The organism is Ureibacillus sp. FSL K6-0786 (assembly GCF_037965165.1).
In the GTDB taxonomy this organism is placed as follows: domain Bacteria; phylum Bacillota; class Bacilli; order Bacillales_A; family Planococcaceae; genus Ureibacillus; species Ureibacillus thermosphaericus.
On the sequence record NZ_CP150191.1, the window covers coordinates 434,276 to 454,198 of the forward strand.

Annotated in this window: 17 protein-coding genes; 1 reads left to right on the forward strand and 16 read right to left on the reverse strand. The window is 36.9% G+C overall.

Going from position 1 to position 19,923, the window contains the following annotated elements; all coding sequences use genetic code 11:
* Positions 1 to 262: 262 nt before the first annotated feature.
* The 13 genes from NSQ18_RS02190 to NSQ18_RS02250 form a co-directional block, all read right to left on the reverse strand.
* Complete coding sequence (locus NSQ18_RS02190) at positions 263 to 529, reverse strand: stage V sporulation protein S (protein WP_016836831.1); 267 nt, start codon at positions 527 to 529, stop codon at positions 263 to 265.
* Positions 530 to 687: 158 nt separating this feature from the next.
* Positions 688 to 1,485, reverse strand: a complete 798-nt coding sequence (locus tag NSQ18_RS02195) for a TIGR00282 family metallophosphoesterase (protein WP_016836830.1) — start codon at positions 1,483 to 1,485, stop codon at positions 688 to 690.
* 206 nt (positions 1,486 to 1,691) lie between these two features.
* Positions 1,692 to 3,245: a ribonuclease Y gene (rny, locus tag NSQ18_RS02200; protein ID WP_339288818.1), complete on the reverse strand. Its 1,554-nt coding sequence runs from the start codon at positions 3,243 to 3,245 to the stop codon at positions 1,692 to 1,694.
* A gap of 526 nt (positions 3,246 to 3,771) precedes the next feature.
* Positions 3,772 to 4,833 carry a recombinase RecA gene (gene recA / locus NSQ18_RS02205; protein ID WP_339288819.1) on the reverse strand — a complete coding sequence of 354 codons (1,062 nt, stop codon included), beginning with the start codon at positions 4,831 to 4,833 and terminating at the stop codon, positions 3,772 to 3,774.
* 137 nt (positions 4,834 to 4,970) lie between these two features.
* Positions 4,971 to 6,224 carry a competence/damage-inducible protein A gene (locus NSQ18_RS02210; protein WP_339288820.1) on the reverse strand — a complete coding sequence of 418 codons (1,254 nt, stop codon included), beginning with the start codon at positions 6,222 to 6,224 and terminating at the stop codon, positions 4,971 to 4,973.
* Positions 6,225 to 6,237: 13 nt separating this feature from the next.
* Positions 6,238 to 6,816 (reverse strand): CDP-diacylglycerol--glycerol-3-phosphate 3-phosphatidyltransferase, encoded by a 579-nt coding sequence (pgsA, locus tag NSQ18_RS02215; protein ID WP_016836826.1) that lies wholly within the window; start codon positions 6,814 to 6,816, stop codon positions 6,238 to 6,240.
* 51 nt (positions 6,817 to 6,867) lie between these two features.
* Positions 6,868 to 7,764 carry a RodZ family helix-turn-helix domain-containing protein gene (locus NSQ18_RS02220; RefSeq protein ID WP_184656202.1) on the reverse strand — a complete coding sequence of 299 codons (897 nt, stop codon included), beginning with the start codon at positions 7,762 to 7,764 and terminating at the stop codon, positions 6,868 to 6,870.
* Between the two features lie 18 nt (positions 7,765 to 7,782).
* A complete protein-coding gene (locus NSQ18_RS02225; RefSeq protein ID WP_016836824.1) occupies positions 7,783 to 8,562 on the reverse strand; it encodes a DUF3388 domain-containing protein in 780 nt (259 codons plus the stop codon).
* A gap of 285 nt (positions 8,563 to 8,847) precedes the next feature.
* Positions 8,848 to 9,105, reverse strand: a complete 258-nt coding sequence (locus tag NSQ18_RS02230; protein ID WP_016836823.1) for a DUF3243 domain-containing protein — start codon at positions 9,103 to 9,105, stop codon at positions 8,848 to 8,850.
* A gap of 44 nt (positions 9,106 to 9,149) precedes the next feature.
* Positions 9,150 to 9,878, reverse strand: a complete 729-nt coding sequence (locus NSQ18_RS02235; RefSeq protein ID WP_339288825.1) for an SDR family oxidoreductase — start codon at positions 9,876 to 9,878, stop codon at positions 9,150 to 9,152.
* Positions 9,875 to 11,167 carry a pitrilysin family protein gene (locus tag NSQ18_RS02240; protein WP_016836821.1) on the reverse strand — a complete coding sequence of 431 codons (1,293 nt, stop codon included), beginning with the start codon at positions 11,165 to 11,167 and terminating at the stop codon, positions 9,875 to 9,877. Before NSQ18_RS02240 ends, NSQ18_RS02235 begins: the two co-directional genes overlap by 4 nt.
* Positions 11,167 to 12,429, reverse strand: coding sequence for a pitrilysin family protein (locus NSQ18_RS02245; protein ID WP_168411721.1), 1,263 nt, complete (start codon positions 12,427 to 12,429; stop codon positions 11,167 to 11,169). Before NSQ18_RS02245 ends, NSQ18_RS02240 begins: the two co-directional genes overlap by 1 nt.
* Before the next feature lie 230 nt (positions 12,430 to 12,659).
* Entirely contained in the window at positions 12,660 to 14,024 is a 1,365-nt protein-coding gene (locus NSQ18_RS02250; protein WP_168411720.1) for a PLP-dependent aminotransferase family protein, read from the reverse strand.
* 91 nt (positions 14,025 to 14,115) lie between these two features.
* On the opposite strand from NSQ18_RS02250, the gene NSQ18_RS02255 reads away from it, so the two are divergent.
* Positions 14,116 to 14,694 (forward strand): GNAT family protein, encoded by a 579-nt coding sequence (locus NSQ18_RS02255; protein WP_096550699.1) that lies wholly within the window; start codon positions 14,116 to 14,118, stop codon positions 14,692 to 14,694.
* A gap of 105 nt (positions 14,695 to 14,799) precedes the next feature.
* Here NSQ18_RS02255 and NSQ18_RS02260 read toward each other — a convergent pair whose 3' ends face one another.
* The 3 genes from NSQ18_RS02260 to dapA all read right to left on the reverse strand — a co-directional run bounded on the left by NSQ18_RS02260 (position 14,800) and on the right by dapA (position 19,912).
* A complete protein-coding gene (locus NSQ18_RS02260; protein WP_016836817.1) occupies positions 14,800 to 17,097 on the reverse strand; it encodes a DNA translocase FtsK in 2,298 nt (765 codons plus the stop codon).
* Between the two features lie 98 nt (positions 17,098 to 17,195).
* On the reverse strand, positions 17,196 to 18,863 hold the full coding sequence (locus tag NSQ18_RS02265; protein WP_016836816.1) for a ribonuclease J: 1,668 nt from the start codon (positions 18,861 to 18,863) through the stop codon (positions 17,196 to 17,198).
* Positions 18,864 to 19,030: 167 nt separating this feature from the next.
* Positions 19,031 to 19,912 carry a 4-hydroxy-tetrahydrodipicolinate synthase gene (dapA, locus tag NSQ18_RS02270; protein WP_016836815.1) on the reverse strand — a complete coding sequence of 294 codons (882 nt, stop codon included), beginning with the start codon at positions 19,910 to 19,912 and terminating at the stop codon, positions 19,031 to 19,033.
* Between the last annotated feature and the right edge of the window lie 11 nt (positions 19,913 to 19,923).

Here is a 19,923-nt window from a genome sequence, read left to right on the forward strand (position 1 = left end):
TTTTCTTGAAATACGAAAAACGGTTAAATATTTCAATTTCAGACCTTAGACGGAAAAGTTCGTTCAAAACTTTGTAAAGGTTACAACACTTATTTTTCCCTGCTATGTATTTTCTAAAAGAACTTTTCTTACATAGGAGAATCTTGTTAATTCGATCATTATTGGCCATTTCAAGATAATTCCACAAAAAAATGGTGGAGAATTTACTCTCCACCCTCCGTAAGTTTTGGAAGAAGTACTTCCATTCGCCACTTTGAATGATTTATCGCTGGCGTTTCTCAACTACAAGTTTTAGTGCAGTACGATCTTCTCCACCAATTTGAATGTCTGCAAATGCTGGAGAACAGATTAAATCTGTCCCGCTTGGTGCTACAAAACCACGGGCAATGGCTACTGCTTTTACCGCTTGGTTCAGAGCACCCGCACCTACAGCTTGCATTTCTGCATATCCTTGCTCTCGAATTACCGCAACGAGCGCACCTGCTACAGAATTAGGATTTGAGCGAGACGATACTTTCAATGAATCCACATTTATTCCTCCCCATATTTGCTTTTTTATTGATTTTGAATGAAGCTTTTTTGTTGGCATTCATTCAAAGGACTTGAACTTATGTCCGTAGCACATTTTATGCAGCAAATTAGAAAAATAGAATCATTTTGGAAGGGAATCATGCAAAATCTTGGGAATTATCCTTGGAAAGGATAATCGTCATTAATGTAAATTCTTTCACAAAAAGTGGCTTTGCCCGTTTCGTTATCAATATCAACGAAAAAGCCGCTGAATACGTCTCTTCCCGATTTTGGCACTTCAAATCGAGAAGGCATATTCGTTTGGAATTTGTAAATGACGCTTTCTTTTTTCATGCCTAAAATTTCATCGTATGGTCCAGTCATCCCTACATCAGTTATATATGCTGTACCACCTGGAAATATTCTTGCATCTGCTGTTTGAACATGTGTATGTGTTCCAACGACTGCAGAAACCCGTCCATCCAAATGCCAACCAAATGCAATTTTTTCACTCGTTGCTTCACCATGGAAATCAACAAATACTAATGGAGAAATTTTTCTTGCTTCTTCAACTAATTCATCCGCCATACGAAACGGATCTTCATGGGGAGGTAAAAATACGCGGCCATGTAAATTGATGACCGTTAAAATATGTCCATTTTTCGAGATTTGGACAACACCTTTACCAGGTGCCTCTTTAGAAAAGTTTGCAGGTCGAATTAAATATTGAGCCTCGTCAATAAACTCAAAAATTTCTTTATTGTCCCAAGTGTGATTACCCATCGTAATCACATCAATGCCCATTTGCAACAATTGTTGATAAATCTTTTGCGTGATTCCTCGACCCGCCGCTGCATTTTCTCCATTTGCAATAACTACATCGGGTTCATATTTTTTCTTTAATCGTGGTAAATATTTTTCGACCGCCTCTCGACCGATTGATCCGACGATATCACCTATAAATAGTACTTTCAATCTGAATAACCCACTTTCTATAAATCAAACCTACTCAATTTTATCATCTTACAAGTATGAATGCTATTTTATTTATAACTTGTGCCATGAAAATAATCTTCACATTTTATGTTTTTAAAATGAAACATTGCCAAGAAATTATTCTTCATAATCATAAGAAAACCCCTTTTGATTAAAAAATCAAAAGAGGCTATTAAAATATTTTATTATTTTGCATATTCAACTGCACGCGTTTCACGGATGACTGTCACTTTGATGTGACCAGGATAATTGAGTTCTTCCTCAATTTGTTTTCGAATATCCCGCGCAAGTCGATGTGCTTGTAAGTCATCAATTTTTTCAGGTTGAACAATGATTCGGATTTCACGGCCTGCCTGAATAGCGTAAGATTTTTCTACCCCTTCATAGGATTCTGAAATTTCCTCAAGTTTTTCTAAACGACGAATATAGTTTTCTAATGTTTCACTACGAGCACCAGGACGAGCAGCTGATAGAGCATCTGCTGCAGCTACAATCACTGCAATAACGCTTGTAGGTTCCACATCGCCATGGTGAGAAGCAATACTGTTGATGACAACAGGGTGTTCCTTATACTTCGTAGCAAGTTCAACACCGATTTCAACATGGCTTCCTTCTACTTCATGGTCAATTGCTTTACCAATATCATGAAGTAATCCTGCCCGTTTCGCGAGCGCTACGTCTTCACCTAATTCAGCAGCCATTAATCCGGCTAAATGAGCTACCTCAATGGAATGTTTTAATACATTTTGGCCATAGCTTGTCCGATATTTCATGCGGCCTAAAATTTTAATTAAGTCTGGATGTAAATTATGAACGCCGACTTCAAACGTAGTATGTTCTCCCGTTTCACGAATATGTTCGTCCATTTCTCGGCGTGATTTTTCAACCATTTCTTCAATTCGAGCTGGATGAATTCGTCCATCTTGCACGAGTTTCTCTAATGCAAGACGAGCAGTTTCACGACGGATTGGGTCAAAACCAGATAAAATAACCGCTTCTGGAGTATCATCAATAATTAAATCGATACCAGTAAGCGTTTCAAGGGTACGAATATTTCGTCCTTCACGACCAATAATTCGGCCTTTCATTTCGTCATTCGGCAAGTTTACAACCGACACTGTTGTTTCTGCCACATGGTCAGCAGCATATCGTTGCAGAGCCAACGATAAAATTTCTTTTGCTTTTTTGTCAGACTCTTCTTTAGCACGCGTTTCAGCTTCTTTAATCATCATAGCGATATCCGTTGAAAGTTCTTGTTCAACTTGTTTTAAAATGATATCTTTCGCTTCTTCTTTCGTTAAAGAAGCAATGCGTTCTAATTCTGACTGTTGTTGTTCTACTAGCTCTTCCACTTTACTTTCCATCTGTTCAATATGCTGTTGTCTTTCGGCTAGAGCCTCTTCTTTTCTCTCTAGACTTGCTTCTCTCTTATTTAGAGCATCATCCTTACGATCGAGATTTTCTTCTTTTTGCAATAACCGGTTTTCTTGTCTCTGAAGCTCAGCGCGTCGTTCGCGGATTTCTTTCTCAGCCTCAGTTCGAAGTTTGTGAGTTTCATCTTTCGCTTCCAATAGTGCTTCTTTCTTTAGCGCTTCCGCTTCTCGCTTAGCTTCATCTATGATGAGCAAGCTCTGTTGTTTCGCACCATTCACTTTCGATTCATTCACTTTTTTCATATAGAAATAGATAACAGCGGCACCGACGATGAGTCCAAGCAAAGCGGAGATCATGTATTCCATACGAACACCTCCTCTTGCTATAATCACATGCATTTTCAGTCGGCTCATATATTGACAATTTTTCTCAACATACTGCCTATTTCATTTTATCATTAAAAAAAATTATACAGTCTAATTGTATAGTTCACAATTGGCTCTGTCAAGGATTGCCACCACTAATGACGGCTGATTTTGCTTCTCAATACTTCGTTATTTGATGATAATTTTAAGGAAATTTTTCTGTTTTTTTGATATAAATTGGTGGAAAATATATTAATTATAGGAAATATTAAGTTTCTATTTTCAAAAAATATTTCCTTCACTTATTTTGCCAATTTTCATTTGATTTTATTCATCTATAAATGAAATTTTGTATTTTCAAAGATGTAAATATAACCAAAACTCCACCAAGAATAATTACTGCTCTTTCTAGAGAAAGAAAAAGAGCAAACGAGAATCAAAAAATTCTCATTCGCTCTTTTAATGAAGTCTTTGGGCAAACCTTCTATTTACTTTTTTAGACTGCTATTTAGAACGTCACCGTTTATTATTCTTCATCAAATAACGGTAATTCTTCTGCGAGCTCTTCGTCATCGTCATGAGCTGCAATCATGTAGGAATTCGATGTCATGCCAAAGGATTCACGAATTTTTTGTGCAATTTCATCGCGAATTTCTGGATTTGCTTTAAAGAATTGTTTCACGTTTTCTCGACCTTGTCCAATTCTCTCATCGTTGTATGAATACCAAGAACCGCTCTTCTGAATAATGTCTAGCTCTGCACCAATATCGACAATTTCGCCTTCTTTCGAAATTCCTTCACCGAACATAATATCCACTTCTGCAGTGCGGAATGGTGGAGCTACTTTATTTTTCACTACTTTAATTTTTGTTTTACTTCCAACCATTTCGCTACCTTGTTTAATTGTTTCCGCACGGCGAACTTCTAAACGGATGGAAGAATAGAATTTTAAAGCACGGCCACCAGGTGTCGTTTCTGGATTGCCAAACATTACGCCGATTTTATCACGAACTTGGTTAATGAAAATGCAGATTGTATTTGATTTATTGATGACCCCAGATAATTTTCGTAAAGCTTGAGACATTAGGCGAGCTTGTAACCCCATGTGTGAGTCGCCCATTTCTCCTTCAATCTCCGCTTTTGGCACTAATGCCGCTACAGAATCGATGACAATAATATCAATTGCACCGCTTCGCACTAATGCCTCAGCAATTTCCAACGCTTGCTCTCCAGTATCAGGTTGGGAAAGAATTAATTCATCGATATTAACGCCTAATTTTTGAGCGTAAATTGGGTCTAATGCGTGTTCTGCATCAATAAATGCCGCTTGTCCACCTTGTGCCTGAACTTCCGCAATTGCATGTAATGCCACTGTAGTTTTACCGGATGACTCTGGACCATAAATTTCAATAATACGTCCTCTCGGATATCCCCCTACACCAAGGGCTGCATCAAGAGCTAGTGAACCACTTGGCACAGTCGAAATTTGCAAATCCGTTTTTTCACCGAGTTTCATAATGGAGCCTTTACCGAATTGCTTTTCAATTTGTTTTAACGCCATATCTAAGGCAGCTTTACGATCACTCAAAATGTTTCCTCCTTAAAAAGCGAATCTGTATTGTTCTGTTTCTACTATACTTCTTTTTTGAGAAATAATCAATAAAAAACCGAACGTATTTTCGCAAAAATAAAATTTGAGCCATTTTTTTGGCTCAAATTTTATTTTTAGACCTTTTGATATCCTTTTTCCTCAAGCAATCGGATTAAATAACTCAACGTATATTTGACGGTACATAAACGGTTGGTATTTCGAAGTCCAGACAATTGAAGTTTCCTCGTCACTACATCCTCGCCAATCGCGATGCCAATCCAAATTGTTCCTGCCGGCTCTCCGTCATGTGGTTCTGGGCCAGCTGCTCCTGTCAAACCAATGCCAATGTCCGTACCAAACTTTTTACGAACATTTCTTGCCATACTCGCAGCACACTCGCTACTCACGATACCATATTGATTGAGCAATTCTTTTGGAATTCCCAGCTGTTGGATTTTTGCCTCTTCTGTATAAGTCACCATTCCACCAACGAGCGTGCCGCTAACGCCAGGGATTTCCGCTAGTTCTGATTGAAATAATCCCGCTGTTAAACTTTCAGCAGCTGAAATCGTTAACCTATTATGAAGCAACATTTCAACAGCTTTTGATGCGAGCGTATCATCGTCAACACCATAGTTATATTTGCCAACAATCGATAAAATTTCCCTTTTCTTTTCATTTATTAATTCCCAAGCTTCTGCTTTCGAATCCGCTTTCGCTGTAATGCGCAACGTCACTTCACCATCAGAAGCTAGTGGGGCAATCGTTGGATTTGATTGGGCATCTAAAATATGTTGAATCTTCGTTTCCAATTCTGCTTCTCCTATGCCATAAAAGCGAAGAACGTGAGATAGAATGATTCCTCCTTTGCTGATAAGAGAAGCTAACTTTGGTTTGACTTCAAATTGAAACATCGGCTCTAATTCTTTTGGCGGACCTGGCAATAATATGTATGTCCGTCCTCCCTTTTGAAGCAGCATGCCTGGAGCTAAACCGTGATGATTAACTAATACCTCACTACCCTGTAAAACTAGAGCTTGTTTTCGATTATTTTCTGTAAGCGGTCTACCTTGGTTAGTGAAAAATTTTTCAATTGTTTCTAGTGCTTTTTCATCGAAAACGAGAGGCACATTTAAATGCTCTGCAATCGTTTCTTTTGTTAAATCGTCCTTCGTTGGTCCTAATCCGCCGGAAAAAATGATTAAATCTGCACGGGATTCAGCAATTTCAATAGCTTTTTTGAGCCTACCTCCGTTGTCGCCAATCACCGAATGATAATATACGTTAATACCAAGTTCTGATAATTGGCTGGAAATAAATTTTGCATTCGTATTGGCAATTTGACCTAATAGCAACTCAGAGCCAACTGCAATAATTTCGGCATTCATCTTTTCCCCTCACTTATTTGGAATTGACAAAAACTTGTCGGTTTAAATAAAAATAATCCCAACCGGACCAAATTGTAAAGAATAATGCAACGTAAAGCATCAACTTATCAAATGGTATGCCGAACATAATAAAAATAGTATTGTGCAATAACAGTGCAGTAATGGCAACAATTTGCGTCCATGTTTTTATTTTTCCTAAGTTGCTGGCAGCAACAATTTTTCCTTCACCGGCCAAAATGGAGCGCAAACCAGTAACAGCAAATTCACGGCTTAATATGATGATAATGACCCACGCAGGAGCAAGCCCTAATTCCACTAACAGTAAAAATGCAGAAGTGACTAATAATTTATCAGCAAGGGGATCTAAAAATTTTCCTAAGTTTGTTACTAGATTATATTTGCGGGCAAAATACCCATCGATCCAGTCAGTACACGATGCAACAATAAATATCAATGCACCTACAAAATGATGGACAGGCATTTCAGCGCCGAACAATTCCATCGTTCCCCAATTAAAATCATACATCATCACAATGACAAAAATAGGAATTAGTAAAATGCGGGAAACAGTAATTTTATTCGGTAAATTCATTATCTACTACAACCTTTCATGCGAAAGAAAATAGTCATCTATAATAGATGACTACTGTTCCTCGCTAAATTTAATAATGATATTTTGAGCGCTCAAGTTTTGAACGTATTGAATTTCTTCATCGTTCACAAACACTTTTGCATTTTCAGAGAAACCAAGTCTTATGCGGGCATATCCGTTCGCAGATGAATCGTGTTCTACTACTTCTCCTTGTTTATAGACACGATCATCCACTTGTTCATTACCATTTGCATCGCGAATGCTTACCCAAGTATCACCAGAAACTTCAACCCGGATTTGCATTTTGTCTGTTCCTGATAATTCGTAAACAGTCGAAACCCCATCCGGTTGCACTTGTCCCTCTGAAATGACTTGCGTTTGTTGTTCATCATCTTCTTGCTCATCTACAATTGGTTGATTATTAGGCTCTTCCTCATTTCCAGCCTTATTTTCGTCCTTTGCTGGAGGATTATCAACATTTGTTTGCTCATATTCAATTGGCTCAGTATTATTTTCTGTTACTTGTTCTTCTGGAGCTGATGGCCTTTGAGAGAAAAAGAACCAAAGGACAGCAATGATGATGATAATAAATAAGGCAACAACATATTTAGGCAAAGATTCCATTAATTTATTTGTGGATGTTGTTTTTAATTTTTTACGAGTTGGACTTTGGGAGAATGATTGTGCTACTTCCTCCGTTTGATGACTAGGAATTTCGTTTTTAAATTCCTCAAAAATTTCATCTGGATCGAGTCCAACTGCTTCAGCATATTGCTTGATAAATGCTCGTACGTAAAAGGTACCCGGCATAATAGAATAATTTCCTTCTTCAATGCCGACTAAATACCTTTTTTGTATTTTCGTAATCTCTTGTAAATCATCTAAACTATATCCTTTAGACAATCTCGCTTCTTTTAGGCGAGTACCGAGCTCTGTCAACCATAACACCTACTTTATTTAATATTATTAAAATGAGAAAAAGTCCCCATTGGCAAAAGTGTCATTCTTCTCAATGGCATCATAAACGATTTCTTCATCTGGATGATGGCGTAATTCGATAATATAATCAAAATCTTCAATGTTATATTCGGAGTGTTTTACAAAGATATCTGGATGTTCTATTACTTTTACACTAGGCATTTTCATTACTTCACGCACAAGTTGCAAATGCCTTTCATCTGTCGTCATTCTAGAAACGACTCCATCGAGAATAAAAATATTATTTGTATTAAATTCATCTCCCATTAATTGTTTTCGAATCGTTTGTTTAATCATAGTAGAGGATAAAAATATCCATTTTTTATTAGCACAGACACTCGCTGCAACAATTGATTCTGTCTTGCCTACTCGAGGCATTCCACGAATTCCGATTAACTTATGTCCCTCGGTTTTAAATAATTCAGCCATGAAGTCAACTAAAATTCCTAGTTCATCTCGAACAAAACGAAAAGTATTTTTTTCATCTGCGTCTCTTTCAATATATTGACCATGGCGAACAGCTAAACGATCTCGAACTTTTGGCTCACGCAATTTTGTGACGCGGATATCATCAATTGTGTTGACAATCGATTGAAAACGTCTAATGGATTCCTCATTTTCGGATTTTAACAACAAACCTCGACGGCCTTCGTCTACACCATTAATAGTTACAATGTTCACTTTAAGCATACCAAGTAGAGAGGCAATATCACCTAACAATCCTGGACGATTTACTTGAATTTCATATTCAAAATACCATTCACCCATTTACAACCGTCCCCTTATTTCTAACGAAAATAATGACCTACAAGTTTCATCATATCTGATTTTATATGTATTGAAAAGTTAGAATGCGACAAAATTATGCTAAATTGGACAAAATTATTCATCTTTTTACGACTCATTAATTTTTGATGAATTGGAATGAAGAAAAAGGAGGAAATTTCCCCCTTTTTCCTTTTAAATACACATACGGAAAGGAAACAAAATACTATTCAAGATGATGATATGAATAGTTTAGTTAAAAAGTAACAACCAAAAAAGTTTCCATCATTAGTTAATGTTTCTGTTTTGGACTAATTTCATAACACAGCTTGCTAGTGCATGTTTTTCTTTTTCACTAGCTACTGACCATAGATCGGCGAGTACTCTCTCTTGTTCATTTTTTGGGTCAACATTTTTCGCTAAATATTCGCCGATTTGGACCGCTGTTTTTTCAATTGTGTTATCAGACAAGCCCATATTTTTTGCATTTTCTACTTGTTGTCCAAGAAATGATTTCCATCGTTCCCAGTTTTGTAATATTTCCATATTATCTCCTCCTTTTCATCATTAGTATGGACAAGCAACGTTCATTATATGTACCAACCACCATTTAAACGTATAATTTGGCCTGTGACATAATCTGCCTGTCCACTAATGTAAAAGGAGACCATATTCGCAACTTCCTCAGGTTCCCCCATGCGATGAAGTGGAATCTCATTATAAATTTCCTGTTTTTCTTCTTCCGACAAATGATAATTCATTTCCGTATTGATGATACCAGGTGCAATCGCATTTACTAAAATCCCTTGATAGGCTGCTTCTTTTGCATATGCTTTCACGAAAGCATGTTGAGCACCTTTTACTGTGGCATACACAGTTTCATAAGCAGCTCCAGCTTCTCCCCAAATAGAACCGATAAACATAATATAACTAATATCATGTTGACGCAATTTTTTTGATAAAAGTGCAACAAGTCGAATGGGGTTTTGTACATGCTCTTTCCATAGTTGATCGATAACGCTTGAAGGGGTATCTTCAAGTAGACCATAATATGCGGTACCACCTGCAAAAATGACCGCTTGAATAGAATAAATTTGATTGACCAATTGTTCTGCCCCATCATCAACGGAGAAATCCGCTTGTACCGGGATGAATTCCAAGTGAGGATAAGCAGTATTCAAATCCTCTACTAAATGCTCCACTTTTTCACGATTTTTAAAATAATGCAAATAAAGCGACCAGCCATCTTTAGCTAGACGCTTTACAATCGCACTACCGATTGCACCGGAAGCTCCAATTACAAGTGCAAATTTTTTCATTGCGGGCTCCTTGTCGGTAAAATTTTGAATGTCGTTTGTTGAGATTCGCCTTGAATGGATTGAAAAGCTTCTTTCACATCTTCCAATGTGATTTTTTCAATTACAGGAACTGCATCAAACAAATTCATATCATTAAATTTATATCTTGTAAATTGGTTTGCAATATATTCTAAAGAATTTAACGCTCTTAAGAAGAAGCCGATTTTTTTTCGTTTTATACGTTCAATCGCCTCTTCATTGAAAATTTTGTTTGCATGATTAACGGTATGCAATATTTTTTCGACGAGTGCATCAGGATCCGGTGAATCTGAGCCGACTAAAGCGAATCCAAATCCCTTCTCTAAAGTAAAATCGTAAGCAAAGGACTCATCAATTAATCCGTTTTCGTAAACATCTGTATAAAATTCGGATGCTCGACCAAATAAACATTCTAAACCAATTTGTACAGCGAGTTCATGTTTGAGCATTTCTTCCCCACTCAAATTTGTCTCCTTCGCTTTCAGTCCGACATACACTTTCGGCTGTTGAACATCCATTTTGATTTCTCGCTCTTTTACTGCAACATCAAGTGGTTCTTCTTCAAAATAGCGATCAATTTCAGGTGCTTCTTTAAAGGACTTTTTATTTTGGTTTTCTTCAATAAAATTCATCATTTCTTTTGGATCCACATTTCCAACAATAAATAACAACATGTTGGAAGGATGATAAAACGTATTATAGCAAGTATATAAATGTTCAGCTGTAATTTGATCAATGGATTCAATCGTTCCAGCGATATCAATTTTTACAGGATGATTGTGATACATATTTTCAATTGCACCAAAATACAGTCGCCAATCCGGTTGGTCATCATACATTGTGATTTCTTGCCCAATAATTCCTTTTTCTTTTTCTACCGTTTTTTCAGTAAAATACGGTTGTTGCACGAAGTCTAACAATGTTTCCGTATTTTCGAAAATATTATCCGTTGCAGAAAATAAATAAGCTGTTCTTGTAAAAGAAGTAAATGCGTTTGCAGACGCTCCTCTTTCACTGAACTTTTGGAATACATCGCCTTCTTCTTTTTCAAACATTTTATGTTCAAGAAAATGGGCGATGCCATCTGGAACTGTGATACGCTCCGATTCTCCGATTGGCGTAAAGGTACGATCAATGGATCCATATTTTGTAGTAAAAGTTACGAAAGTTTTAGAGAATCCCTTTTTTGGCAATATATATACATCAAGTCCATTGGATAATTTTTTATAATATAACGTTTCATCTAATTGTTGAAATTCAATCGTTTCCATTATTTCGCCTCCTTTCCGCATAAGAAATATGTTGCTTCATGTTGAATTTGAGATGCCATTTGTTTTAAATCATCTTTTGTCACTTTATTCCAACGTTCCTTCCACAATTCTACAGAAAATTCTTCATCTAAATCTTTATATTGATCAAATATATCAATTTGACCACGAGCTAAATCCAACGCTTCTCTCAATTGATTTGTCAACATCGCCCGCGTTTGATTCAATTCTAAATCGGAAATATTTCCTTTTTTCATGTCTTCTAACTGTTCAAAAATAATATCAATTGCCTTTTTCTCGTTGCTTGGTTCAATTCCTGAAACAACGAAAAGTAGACCGTAATGAGGCGAATAGGAACTGGAAGCGTAATATGCTAAACTTTCACGCTCACGGACATTCATAAATAGTTTCGAGTGGGCATATCCGCCAAATACACCGTTGAAAATTTGCATTTTAGGAAAATCTGGATCGCCAAATTTCACCGGTGTGCTAAAGCCAATATGCAGCTTCCCTTGCTTCATATCTTGAAACTCTTTTACATAATCTTTCTCAGGTTTTGATTCCTCATTGTAATTTAGTTGTTGAGGAGTTCGATCTTTAAACTGGAAAGCTTTTTTCATTTTTTCTTGAATTTCTTCCGTGTCGATATCTCCTGCTACGTATATGTCAATTTTGTCGTTATGAATCATGGAATAATAAGCCTCTGTCAGCGACTCCGGAGTTACTTCCTTTACCGCTTCAATTGAGCCGCTTGCTGGAATAGATGCAGGATGATTCGGACGTAAAATTTGTGTTAACCGTTGTTGAGCATAGCGAGTTTTATCGTCAAAAATTGATTCAATTCGTTGGATAACAATTTGTTTCTCCCGTTCGACGATCGATGGAACAAATTGTCCGTTTTCCATATTTGGATGGAAAATAACTGTTTGTAATAAGCCAATCACATCATTTAAAACAGGATGATTCGATAAATATTGATCATTTACCGTTTCTACGTTCAACACTACAGTATGTTCCGCACCGCGTTTCGATACGTCGAAATAAAGCATCGTACCATATAAATCATCTAAATAACTGCGAAACTCTGCTGATTTTTTATACCGCTCATTGCTATGTTGTAATACGTTTGAAAGAACAGCTCGCTCAGCTGCCACTTTTGTCGTTAAAGGTGTCCTAAACTTAAAAGAGAAATTCACCGTCTTAAATTGTGTCGTTTTTCTTATATGTAGCGAAACGCCCTCCGCTAATTTCGTCGTTTGAAACAAAAAAATTCCTCCTGACTTCCCATATATTGTGTATATGCCTCATAAAAATAATTTTCTCAAGAGGCTCGTTTATTATTCAGAAATATACCCAATTAACTACTATTACTACTATACATGCAAAGGAACAGTTTATGTACAACATTTTCATTTTAATAGAAAATTTTCCTTTTAGCATTACATATGGCTTAATGAAGAATTTTTTGAAGATTGTAGTATAGTAGATTCTTCCATTACCGCGATTGTAACCAACCATCAGCTAATGTTTGTATGACAGGATGAATCTTTTCTAAAGGGATGGCACCAAATCCTATCATGACTAGGTTTTGAGGTGTAGTTGTTTGATAATATTTTGAGACCGGATCAATATCAATTCCTTTTTCAAGAGCAATTTGTACAGCACGTTTCTCAGATAACCATGGAGGTAATTGTATGACGATATGCAGTCCTGCTGTATCGCCGAAAATTTTATATTCATCCGTTAAATAAACTTGTAATGCTTCTATTAATGTTTTCCATTTTTTTCTATACAGTGTGCGCATTTTTTCAATATGTTTTACAAAATAACCAGATTCCATAAATTCAGCCACAACAAGTTGATCAATTCTCGACACAGTTGATTTTTGATGCTGATAAAAGTTTTGGAAATCAACAGCAAGGGAAATTGGCAGCACCATATAGCTCATGCGAATCGATGGTAAAAGGGTTTTTGAAAAAGTACCGAAATAAATGACGCGCTGTAGCTGATCCATATTAGCTAGTGGAGGAATGGGCAACCCTTTATAACGAAATTCTGCATCGTAATCATCCTCAATAATATAGGCATTTGTTGCCTGTGCCCATTGAAGTAATTGAGCTTTTCGCTCAATTGGCATAACGGCCCCTAACGGAAACTGATGAGCAGGAGTCACATAGTATAATTTTACTCTGTTCGTTGGGATGGTGGCACCGTAATGATCAGTTCTTACATATTCAATGTTATATTTCATTTGTTGAAAAATAATATTTGCTCTATAAAATCCAGGCTCTTCAATTGCAACTGGAATGTTGCCAAAAAAGATGCATAATGCTTGTAACTGTTGCTGTGTACCACTAAAAACAAAGATTTGTTCAGGTTCACATTCAATTCCTCTAGCGATGTGTAAATAATTTGCAATATTTTTACGCAACGTTCTTTCACCTTGCCAAGGACTAGCGTGTGCAGGGAATTTTTGTAATTGAGTTTTATATAGTTTTTGCCATACCTTGTATGGAAAAGCCTCTGCATCTACTTGCCCATTTTTTAAATTATAGATTGAGTTCTCCTCAATCAATTCAATCGAAGGTTTATCTTTTACAACTATGTGACACCAATCACCATTATATTCTGAAATAAAATAGCCTGAGCGTTCTACACTATAAATGTATCCTTCACTTAGCAATTGTTCATACGCGTTTTGTACAGTTTGAATGCTAATGTTCAATTGCTCTGCAAGCTTTCTTTTTGAAGGTAATTTTTCATTAGCCCTAAGTTGTTTCGTAATGATTTTTTCTTTTAGCTGTTCATATATCGCAATATATTTTGGCGTCGTCTCGGGAAACTGAAATTGTAACTCCATTTCAACCTCCTGGTATGATAAAAAATTCAGAATTTGGTTATTTCAAAAGTATCAAATGAAGCTTTTAATAGCAATAAAGGAGGTTGTTCAAATGAAAAATATAATACTAGAAAACGATATTGTCTTACTTCGTCCAGTTGAATTAACCGATATTGAATCTATTGCGGAAGCTGGAAGAGATGAGCGTATTTGGGAACATATGCAAGTATCTTTAACGACGAAAAAAGCAGTTGAACAATATGTTAAAAACGCAATTGCTGAACGCAATTTAAAAGTTTCCTATATGTTTGTCATCATCGATAAAAAAACAAACAAAATTGTGGGTTGCACTTCCTTTTTAGATATATCGCTGGAGCATAAAAGATTAGAAATTGGTAACACATGGATCAATCCTTCTGTATGGCGTACGCCGATTAATACAAATTGCAAGTTTTTGTTACTTACGTATTGCTTTGAACAATTAAAGTTAAATCGGGTTCAACTAAAGACAGGTCATCAAAATATACGATCCCAAAAAGCAATTGAACGAATTGGAGCAGTAAAAGAAGGAGTTTTTCGAAATCATATGATTCGAAGAGATGGAAGCATTCGACATACGGTCATGTATAGTATTACAAAGGAAGAATGGTTAAACGTAAAAGAACAATTTCTTCAGCATTTGTTGTCGTAATGTATCCTACTAGTTTTCACAATGAAGAATAAGATAAAAAACGCTCTCGATTAGGTCAACGATTGAATCCGTCATCCTAATAGAGAGCATTGAATGAATCGCTTATTATTCCTGTATACTCGAGATTAATACTTGTCTTGGACGGCTGCCATCAGGTGGGCCAACTACACCGCGAGCTTCCATTTGGTCAACAATTCTTGCTGCGCGGGAATAACCAATTCGAAAACGACGTTGCAGCATAGAAATGGATGCAGATTGCATTTCCACCACTAATTTCACCGCTTCATCATAAAGCTCGTCTGTTTCTTCTTCAAAAGATTGATCATCTGGTTCATCAGTTGGAATCATCGTTTCATCATATTGGGCTTTTTGTTGAGCAATGACATAATCTACTACCGCTTGTACTTCCTCATCAGAAACAAATGCCCCTTGAACACGTATTGGTTTGGAAGTACCTGCTGGCATAAACAACATATCCCCTCGACCTAAGAGGCGCTCTGCTCCGCCTGTATCAAGAATAGTTCTTGAATCGACAGTACTTGATACAGCGAAGGCAATTCGAGATGGGATATTTGCTTTGATGACTCCAGTAATGACATCAACAGAAGGCCGTTGAGTTGCGATAATTAAGTGAATTCCTGCTGCACGAGCCATTTGTGCAAGTCTCGTAATGGCATCTTCCACATCGTGGGAAGCTACCATCATTAAATCTGCTAACTCGTCAATAATGACAACGATATAAGGTAATTTTGATAATTGCTCTTCATGCTCTTTGTTGTAGCGCTCTACGTAGCTGTTGTACCCTTTTATATTTCTCGTTCCAGTATGAGAGAATAAATCGTAACGTCTTTCCATTTCACTCACAACCTTTTGCAAGGCTTGTGAGGCTTTTTTCGGGTTCGTAACAACAGGCGCTAACAAATGTGGAATTCCATTATAAACATTGAGCTCAACCATTTTCGGGTCAATTAACATCATTTTCACTTCATGTGGTTTTGCTCGCATTAAAATCGAGATGATGATGCCGTTAATACATACACTTTTCCCACTTCCGGTTGAACCTGCAACAAGCAAGTGAGGCATTTTATTTAATTCAGCTAAGATTGCTTGTCCAGCAATATCTCGACCAAATCCAATCAACAGTTTAGCATCCGGTTTGTTATTTTCTTTTGACTCTAAAACTTCTCTCAGCGTTACAACTGCCACTTCACTATTTGGCACTTCGATACCGATGGCTGATTTTCCTGGAATCGGCGCTTCCATTCGAATATCTTTTGCTGCAAGTGCAAGAGCTAAGTCATCTTGTAAATTGACAATTCGACTAACTTTTACTCCAACGTCTGGCATCACTTCATATTTTGTTACGGCTGGACCTAAATGAACTTGCACTACTTTTGCCTTTACGCCAAAACTTAAAAGCGTTTGCTCAAGTTTTTTTGCGTTCGCTTGAATGATAGAATATTCGCCGCTTTGATCATGCTCTGGAGGGACATTTAATAAAGTCATAGGCGGCAACCGGTAATCTTGATTTTCCACGTTGTTTTCAACGGATTGTTGAATTGTATCTTCAATTGTATCCTGTATATCGTCTTCTTGTACTTCTTGCGCTAGTTTCTGCTCTTTTTGAATATTTTGAGTAAAATCAGAAATGATTGGTTCATCATCTTCATCATCTTCCACTAACAATAATGGAACCGATTCTTCACTTGTTGCCGCCATCTCTTTTAATGCTGTTTGCTCTTCAGATTTCGTTCGTTTTCGCTTATTCTCGTCTTTATTTAATGAACGGCGTTTACGTTTTTTCTTTTTCGGCAATTTTAATTTGAAGTTTGGAATTTTTTCAGCAATCATCGGTACAAAAGCTTTTCCTGTGACTAAAACAATTCCAATGAAAAATAATAGAATTGCTACTACTTTCGCTCCAGTTGCACCAAATAAAATGTGAAACATACTAAACAAAAACGCACCAATCATTCCACCGCCAAGCGCATTGCTTCTATTTTGAATGCCCTCATCACTAATCATTATTCGCCAAGTTTCTTTCAATACTGATTGAGATTCCAACGCATCCCGCTTATATAATTCATCAAACAAAACACTATGACTAAAAATGGATAAACTGAAAATCATCATCATCGCACCGAGTAAAACGCGATCGGTAAATGGGATTTTTTCTCGCTTAACCATCAATAATATTGCGAATAAAAAGAGGAATGTTGGGACTGCGAAGTAAAGATTACCGAAAAAAAACATCGAAATACTTTGAACCATTCGGCCTACAAAACCATATTCAAAAAAGATGATGATGGCAAAGCCAATTAAAATTAATCCGATGATTTCAAAATAAAGGGGAGAAATGCCAGCCTTTGCTTTTGTTTTTGCTTTCGTTTTCTTCCTTGCCATATTGTTCACCTACTCTACAAGAAACAATCATCAGTATGAGAAACAGGATTTCCTTAACCGCTGTACGGTGAAGAAAATCCTGTCTTATCTAGTCTAGCTTAATATTCCATAATAATCGGGATTATCATTGGTCGTCGTTTTGTTTTTTGGAATAAATAAGCATTTAACGTTTCTCGGATTTCTTGTTTAATATTTGTCCATTCGAACGTGTCTTTGCTTACATATTTTTCTATACATTCACGGGCAATTTCCGTCGCTTCTGAAATTAGTTCTTCAGATTCACGAACGTAAACAAATCCGCGAGAAATAATTTCTGGTCCTGAAGCAATTCGCTTTTGGGCACGGTTTAAGGTTACGACAACGATGAATATACCGTCTTGGGAGAGCAGTTTTCTGTCACGCAAAACGATATTTCCAACGTCACCGATACCGCTTCCGTCAATAAGGACATTTCCTGCTTGTACGCGGCCGCTTATGCGCATTTTACCATTTCGATATTCCACAACATCGCCTTTATCCGCAATAAAAATGCGCGATTTATCAATTCCAACTTGCTGTGCTAATTTGGAATGTGCAATTAACATTCGGTATTCGCCTTGGATCGGGATAAAATATTTTGGTTTCATTAAGTTTAACATTAGTTTTAAATCTTCTTGGCTACCGTGCCCAGATACATGGACTTTTTTATCGGCTGCCAATACCGTTGCACCAGCTTTCGCAAGATTGTTCATGGCATTTGACATCTGCACTTCCATTCCTGGTGACGGCGTGAAAGTAATTAATACAGTATCTGTTTCTTTTATTCGAATATCGCGATGTTGTTTTCGTACAATTTTATCAAGGGCATCTAAAGGTTCTCCTTGATTGCTTGTCACAATAATAATTAATTCATCATCTTCATATTGATTAATTTCTGAAACAGGAATTAATGTGTTTTCGTCTATGGATAAATATCCAAGTTTTACTCCAATATCGATGACTTTTTCGAGGCTTTTCCCAACGATAGCTACTTTACGATTTGATTTTTGTGCCTGGTTAAATACTTGTTGAATGCGGATAAAATTTGAAGCATATACTGCAACAATGATACGAGCAGGTGCAGAATGGAAGAATTTCGCTAACCTTTCCTCAATTACCGTTTCACTCGTCGTATACCCTGGTCGCTCTGCTTCTGTTGATTCTGAAAGTAAAATAAATACTCCTTCTTCACCTAATTGAGCCATTTTGGCAAGATCTGGTTTAAATTTTCCTTTTGCAGATTGGTCAAATTTAAATTCTCCTGTGTGCACAATTGCCCCTTCAGAAGTATGGAACACAATTCCTAAAGAGTCAGGAATGCTATGTGTTGTATGGAAGAAGGTTACATAAGTCGATTGAAAGTTCATGCGACTTTTGTTTGTTACTTCGAAGAATTTCACTTGATGTGGAGCAGGTAATTCTTTCAAATGTTCCTTAGCAAGAGCAATTGTTAATTTCGATCCGTACACAGGTGCATTAATTTTTTGCAATACATAGGCAATAGAACCAATTGCATCTTCATGACCATGAGTAAGAAATATTCCTTTAATCCGATCTTTGTTTTCTTCCAAATAAGTAAAGTCAGGGATGACGATGTCAATACCAAGCATTTCATCTTCTGGAAACATTAAACCGCTATCGACAATAAAGACTTCGTCATCGATTTCAATAACGTACATGGATTTCCCGATTTCTCCCACGCCTCCAAGTGGGATGATTCGGATTACTTCATTTTTTGTTTTTATCACAATCTTTCCTCCTAATATTATCCCGAACGCACAACCACTTATTTATCATTATACGGTGAGAGGGGAGGAAGTACAAATAAAAAATGGTATTTCGATATTGTAAATTTTAAAAATAAAAAAAGCCTATCACCCAAACAACTCAAAAAGAATTGTTTGGAGAGCAGGCTTCAAATATTTTGCTTCACTTGTTCCCAAACATGATCAAATTCTTGTTTTTCTTCATCAGTCATCTCGACTAAAGGCAATCGAACTTTTTCAATATGGAAACCAACTTTACTCATTGCGTATTTTATCGGAACCGGATTTGGGTTTTTAAAGAGTTGCTTAAACAAAGGTAATAGCGTTTGATGCATTTTCGCTGCAAATGCGTGTCTTCCTTCTTCAAAAGCTTGAATCATCGCCTGCATTTCGTTTCCAACGATATGCGAAGCAACGGATATGACACCTCGACCTCCAATTGCCAACAGCGGTAGTGTTAACGCATCGTCTCCGCTATAAACGAGAAATTTATCATGAGTATTTGCTAGTATTTCAGATATTTGATCTAAATTACCGCTCGCTTCTTTTACGACTTGGATATTAGGTATTTTACTTAATGCAATTGTTGTGGCTGCTTCAATATTCGAACTCGTGCGCCCTGGCACATTATACACAACAATTGGTAATGTTGTTTCTTCTGCTACTGCCTCAAAATGTGCATAAAGTCCTTTTTGATTAGGTTTATTGTAGTAGGGAGCCACCAACATAACCCCGTCAACTCCGAGGCTCTCTATTTTTTTAGTTAGCTCAATTGTTTGTTTCGTATTATTGGAGCCTGTTCCTGCAATGACAGGCACCCGTTTGTTCACCTTTTCAACCGTAAACCGAATCAACTGAAGTTTTTCTTCAGTTGATAGAGTAGGTGATTCTCCAGTTGTTCCACAAACGACAATCGAATCGGTTCCATTCGCAAGAAGATATTCAATGAGTCTCTCCACCGCCTCAAAGTCAATATCACCATTTTCTTGAAACGGTGTAACCATGGCAGTAGCGATTCTACCTAAATCCAAATCTAACACCC

What these genes read in the sequence shown, in the direction of transcription:
- NSQ18_RS02235 (WP_339288825.1), bottom strand. Translation starts at nt 9,878, where the DNA reads ATGAAAAAATTTGCACTTGTAATTGGAGCTTCCGGTGCAATCGGTAGT.
- NSQ18_RS02260 (WP_016836817.1), bottom strand. Translation starts at nt 17,097, where the DNA reads ATGGCAAGGAAGAAAACGAAAGCAAAAACAAAAGCAAAGGCTGGCATT.
- NSQ18_RS02240 (WP_016836821.1), bottom strand. Translation starts at nt 11,167, where the DNA reads ATGGAAACGATTGAATTTCAACAATTAGATGAAACGTTATATTATAAA.
- NSQ18_RS02255 (WP_096550699.1), top strand. Translation starts at nt 14,116, where the DNA reads ATGAAAAATATAATACTAGAAAACGATATTGTCTTACTTCGTCCAGTT.
- pgsA (WP_016836826.1), bottom strand. Translation starts at nt 6,816, where the DNA reads ATGAATTTACCGAATAAAATTACTGTTTCCCGCATTTTACTAATTCCT.
- NSQ18_RS02230 (WP_016836823.1), bottom strand. Translation starts at nt 9,105, where the DNA reads ATGGAAATATTACAAAACTGGGAACGATGGAAATCATTTCTTGGACAA.
- NSQ18_RS02250 (WP_168411720.1), bottom strand. Translation starts at nt 14,024, where the DNA reads ATGGAGTTACAATTTCAGTTTCCCGAGACGACGCCAAAATATATTGCG.
- rny (WP_339288818.1), bottom strand. Translation starts at nt 3,245, where the DNA reads ATGGAATACATGATCTCCGCTTTGCTTGGACTCATCGTCGGTGCCGCT.
- NSQ18_RS02225 (WP_016836824.1), bottom strand. Translation starts at nt 8,562, where the DNA reads ATGGGTGAATGGTATTTTGAATATGAAATTCAAGTAAATCGTCCAGGA.
- NSQ18_RS02210 (WP_339288820.1), bottom strand. Translation starts at nt 6,224, where the DNA reads ATGAATGCCGAAATTATTGCAGTTGGCTCTGAGTTGCTATTAGGTCAA.